General features: G+C 62.2%; 7 protein-coding genes. 5 read left to right on the forward strand and 2 right to left on the reverse strand.

The features are described from left to right. From EOA22_RS26685 to EOA22_RS26705, 5 genes are all read left to right on the forward strand, one after another. Positions 1-1052 (forward strand): MFS transporter (locus tag EOA22_RS26685; protein WP_127390334.1); only part of this gene is annotated, 1052 nt, incomplete at its 5' end. Positions 1053-1350: 298 nt separating this feature from the next. After that, positions 1351-1737 carry a hypothetical protein gene (locus tag EOA22_RS26690; RefSeq protein ID WP_082826532.1) on the forward strand — a complete coding sequence of 129 codons (387 nt, stop codon included), beginning with the start codon at positions 1351-1353 and terminating at the stop codon, positions 1735-1737. Positions 1738-1855: 118 nt separating this feature from the next. Continuing rightward, a complete protein-coding gene (locus EOA22_RS26695) occupies positions 1856-2119 on the forward strand; it encodes a YMGG-like glycine zipper-containing protein (RefSeq protein ID WP_013530156.1) in 264 nt (87 codons plus the stop codon). Between the two features lie 56 nt (positions 2120-2175). After that, positions 2176-2811, forward strand: a complete 636-nt coding sequence (locus tag EOA22_RS26700) for an outer membrane lipoprotein carrier protein LolA (protein ID WP_063168774.1) — start codon at positions 2176-2178, stop codon at positions 2809-2811. Positions 2812-2904: 93 nt separating this feature from the next. After that, on the forward strand, positions 2905-3114 hold the full coding sequence (locus EOA22_RS26705; RefSeq protein WP_013530154.1) for a hypothetical protein: 210 nt from the start codon (positions 2905-2907) through the stop codon (positions 3112-3114). Between the two features lie 97 nt (positions 3115-3211). Here the strand turns inward: EOA22_RS26705 and EOA22_RS26710 are convergent, their stop codons facing one another. Next, entirely contained in the window at positions 3212-3511 is a 300-nt protein-coding gene (locus EOA22_RS26710; protein WP_024505488.1) for an HlyU family transcriptional regulator, read from the reverse strand. A 112-nt stretch (positions 3512-3623) separates the two neighbouring features. Further along, positions 3624-3878, reverse strand: coding sequence for a hypothetical protein (locus EOA22_RS26715; protein ID WP_245478693.1), 255 nt, complete (start codon positions 3876-3878; stop codon positions 3624-3626). Positions 3879-3895 lie beyond the last annotated feature (17 nt).

A 3895-nucleotide genomic window follows, 5' to 3' on the forward strand; every position in this document is an offset into this window, starting at 1 on the left:
TCAACTTCCTGGTGATGGGCCTTGGCGGCTTCGCCTGGGGCGCGATATCGGACCGTTTTGGCGCCCGCATCGTCGTGATGACCGGCGCGGTTCTGCTCGGGCTGGCGCTGGTGCTGGCCAGCCGGGCCGGTTCGCTGCTGAGCTTCCAGATTACCTATGGCGTGCTGGTCGGCCTCGCGGCAAGCGCCTTTTTCGCGCCGATGATCGCGCTGACCACAGGCTGGTTCGACACCAACCGTAGCCTCGCCGTCTCGCTGGTCTCGGCCGGCATGGGCGTGGCGCCGATGACGATTTCGCCCTTCGCCCGCTGGCTGATCTCCGCCTATGACTGGCGCACCGCCATGTTCGATATCGGCATTACCGCCTGGCTATTGCTGTTGCCGGCGGTGCTGCTGGTGCGCCAACCACCGAAGCCCGTCATGGCCGATACCGGCTCCGCGCCGGTTGCCGAAGGCGCCGGCCTGACGGTCGGCAAGGCGCTGCGCTCACCGCAGTTCATCGTGCTGGGGCTGACCTTCTTTGCCTGCTGTGCGGCGCATTCCGGCCCGATCTTCCATATGGTCAGCTATGCCATGCTGTGTGGCGTCGCCCCCATGGCAGCGGTCTCGATCTACAGTGTCGAAGGCCTGGCAGGCCTCGGCGGCCGGCTCTTCTACGGCGTGCTGGCCGACCGGCTGGGCGTCAAGCCGGTGCTGATCGCGGGCCTGGCGATCCAGGCGATCGTCATTGCCGCCTATCTCTCGATCAGCCGGCTTGAGCAGTTCTACATGCTGGCCGTTATCTTCGGTGCCACCTATGGCGGCGTCATGCCGCTCTATGCGGTGCTGGCGCGCGAATATTTCGGCCAGCGCATCCTCGGCACCGTGTTCGGCGCCGCCACCATGCTGTCCAGCCTCGGCATGGCGCTGGGCCCGCTTGCCGGCGGCATGGTGTTCGACGCCTACGCCAACTATTCCTGGCTGTTCATCGGCTCGGCTCTTATCGGGCTCGGCGCGGTCGGCATCGCCATCGCGTTTCCGCCGCTACCGCGCAGGGAGTTGCAGCCGGCTTAGTCCGCGTCGATTTCCACACCTTGCTGGCCAGGCGCGCAATCAGCCTGGCCCGTTCGGTTCACTGCGGATTCCCCCTTGCGCGAGGCAGCTTACGGCCAACGTTTGCAGGCAAGCGATCTCGACTGAGCTCGCGCATCCAGTCCACGCCAGAGAGGACACCCTGATGGTCGAACATCCGAGTGGAAGCGAAAGCAACAGAATTGCCGCAAGCGCTGTTACCGACGACGATCCGCGTCTTGCATTCATTTATCAGGAAGCAGTGAGAGGTCTCACGCAACAGCAAACCCTTGTGGAGAACATGAGCAGCCGCGCCGGCAGCCTTGTCTTCGCCACCGCCTTCGCAAACTCGTTGCTTGGCGGTGCGGCCCTTTCCAACGGGCTTGGGCCTTGGGACTGGATTGCGGTGGCCCTGCTGTTCGGCATTGGCGGGCTGATCGTCTTCATGCTTTGGCCCTACCACCAATACACATTCCGCTTCGATCCCGAAGAGTTGCTTGATCAATATGTCGACGGCGACAGGCCGACGACGATGTCGGCCATGCGCCGCGCGCTTGCGCTTCGCATCAAGGCGGACATGGCCGGCAACTGGCGAATTATCCAGCGGCTGCGGGTGGCGCTGCAGATTGCGCTGCTGTTTCTGCTGCTCGATATCCTGGCCTGGCTTTTGGCGATTGCAGGCGTTTGAGCCGGAGGGCACACGGGTCCGCCACGGCCCGGCGCTTGACGGACAGGCAACCCACGATGGATCGAAAAGCTTTCTTGAGCATTTAAGCTTTGGCTAATAGTAGCCCAGGAGAGAACCAATGAAAAAGACGCTGCTCATTTTGAGCCTGCTCATTCCGCTCTCGGCGTGCTCCCGTACAGAACAAGGCGCTGCCGTCGGCGGCTTGGGTGGCGCAGCGGTAGGCGCCGCGGTGGCCGGCGATCCTGTGCAAGGGGCGGTTGTTGGCGGTGCGGTTGGCGCGATAGCCGGGGCCGTCATCGGGCACGCCAGCGAAGCCGGCCAGTGCAGATATCGCGATCAGTATGGCCGGGTTTACGTTGCACGATGCCCGGAGGGTTACTGACCTGGAGGCGCGTGATCTCTTTCGATCACGCGCCTGCTCCGGAGGTGGGATAAGCGATGGGCTATCGGATCAAAGTACTGCTGGGTTGCTGGTTCGCCGTTGCCAGCGCTGCCGCGATGTATGCGGCATCCACCGCCGCGATCTCCGCCGCGCCTGTTGATGGCAAGACGATTGCCGATCACCTCTCATCGGTAAAGTCCATGTCCGGGGACTTCGTCCAGTCGGGTCCAAATGCGGAGAGGACCCGTGGCAGGTTTTTTCTACAACGCCCCGGCAAGATCCGATTCAACTATGCAGGCCAATCAGGGATCAGCGTGATTGCAGATGGCAAATCCCTGGTGGTTTATAACAGAAAGCTGAAGACATCGCGGCTTTATGCTCTCTCGAAGACGCCGCTTAAGCTGCTGCTCGACAATAAGGTCGACTTCTCCGGCAATCGCGTGAAAAGCATCAGGGACGATGGCGCCCAAGTTACCGTCAAGCTGGCCGACAGATCGACCTTCGGCAATTCGAGCATCTCCATGGTGTTCGACAGTAAATCTCTCGATCTGCGCAGATGGAGCCTCACCGACGAGAAGGGACTTACCACAACGGTGACTATATCAAATGTGAAGCAGGGCGTTCGCGCTCCCGAGGGTACCTTCGTGATCGATTACACGGCAAACCGTGAATTCAACACGACAACGAAATAGCCGAAGCCGCGGGCATATTCCCTGGGCCGGAACCAATGCGATCATCAGCGGTTTAGTCCATGAAGGGACCGGAACCGCAAAGGACGCGGCGCAATGATTGAAATTCACAGCATGGAAGCGGCCAAAGCCAGACTGCGTATAAGGAGAGCTGAGCACTCTTTGAAGTGCGCGAACGACTTGCTGGATGAGGAAGGTGGCGTCGCCCTCAATCTGGCATTGTGCAGCCGGATAAGGGCCGCGCAAAGGCACCTGATCGAGGCAAGGGCACGCCTGATGACGATCGATCCCGCCAGGACGAATTGACCCGCTGGCGGTCGCACGTCAACCCCTGAGCGATAGGTCTATCGTGGCGCAAGGCCCGGGCGGCTAAGGGGCGCTCGGTGTGGCGATGGTCCGGCCCTTACCCAAAAACCCGATCGCCCTGCTCGTCGACCAGTTGGATGCCCTTCTTGATCGAGATGTCGACGGCGTCATCGAGCCCGGCAAAGCGGTCGGCGCGGATGAATTTGTGTTCCTTCACCACGCCGTCGATCTCCTTGGAGACGACGCCGCAGGTCTGGTACTGGCCATCGGCCTTGTAGGGCGTGGCGCTGATCAGAAAGCCCTTGTGCTCGACCTGCTTGGCTGGCGCTGCACTCGTCGGCTCAGCCGTCTGGGTTCCGCCGCCGCCACCGCCGAAAAGACGCTTCAGAAAAGACATCGGACTTCCTCCAACAGCATTCATCCCGCACCATGTAGAGTGACGCGGGATGAATTTCACTATCGGTCCTTGGGCCAGCGGGCAAGGGCTGCGTCCGGTCGGCTGGACGAGCTTACTTGTGCGACAGCGCTTCCAGCGCCTCGGCGGCGGCTTCGAGGATGGCGATGGCCTCGGCCTGCTTGTCGGCCGGGGCGTCGACGAAGTCGCCCAGAGCCGCGCGCAGCCGGTGACGGACTGCGCGGAATTCGTCGCGCGCTTCCGAACGATCCCCGCGGCCGCCACGACGCCCGCCCTCTTCGCTCTCGTCGTTCCAGCCGACCGGACGCAGCCCTTGCCCGCTGGCCCAAGGACCGATAGTGAAATTCATCCCGCGTCACTCTACAT

This window comes from Mesorhizobium sp. M7A.F.Ca.US.014.04.1.1 (assembly GCF_003998745.1).
GTDB classification, from domain to species: domain Bacteria; phylum Pseudomonadota; class Alphaproteobacteria; order Rhizobiales; family Rhizobiaceae; genus Mesorhizobium; species Mesorhizobium ciceri.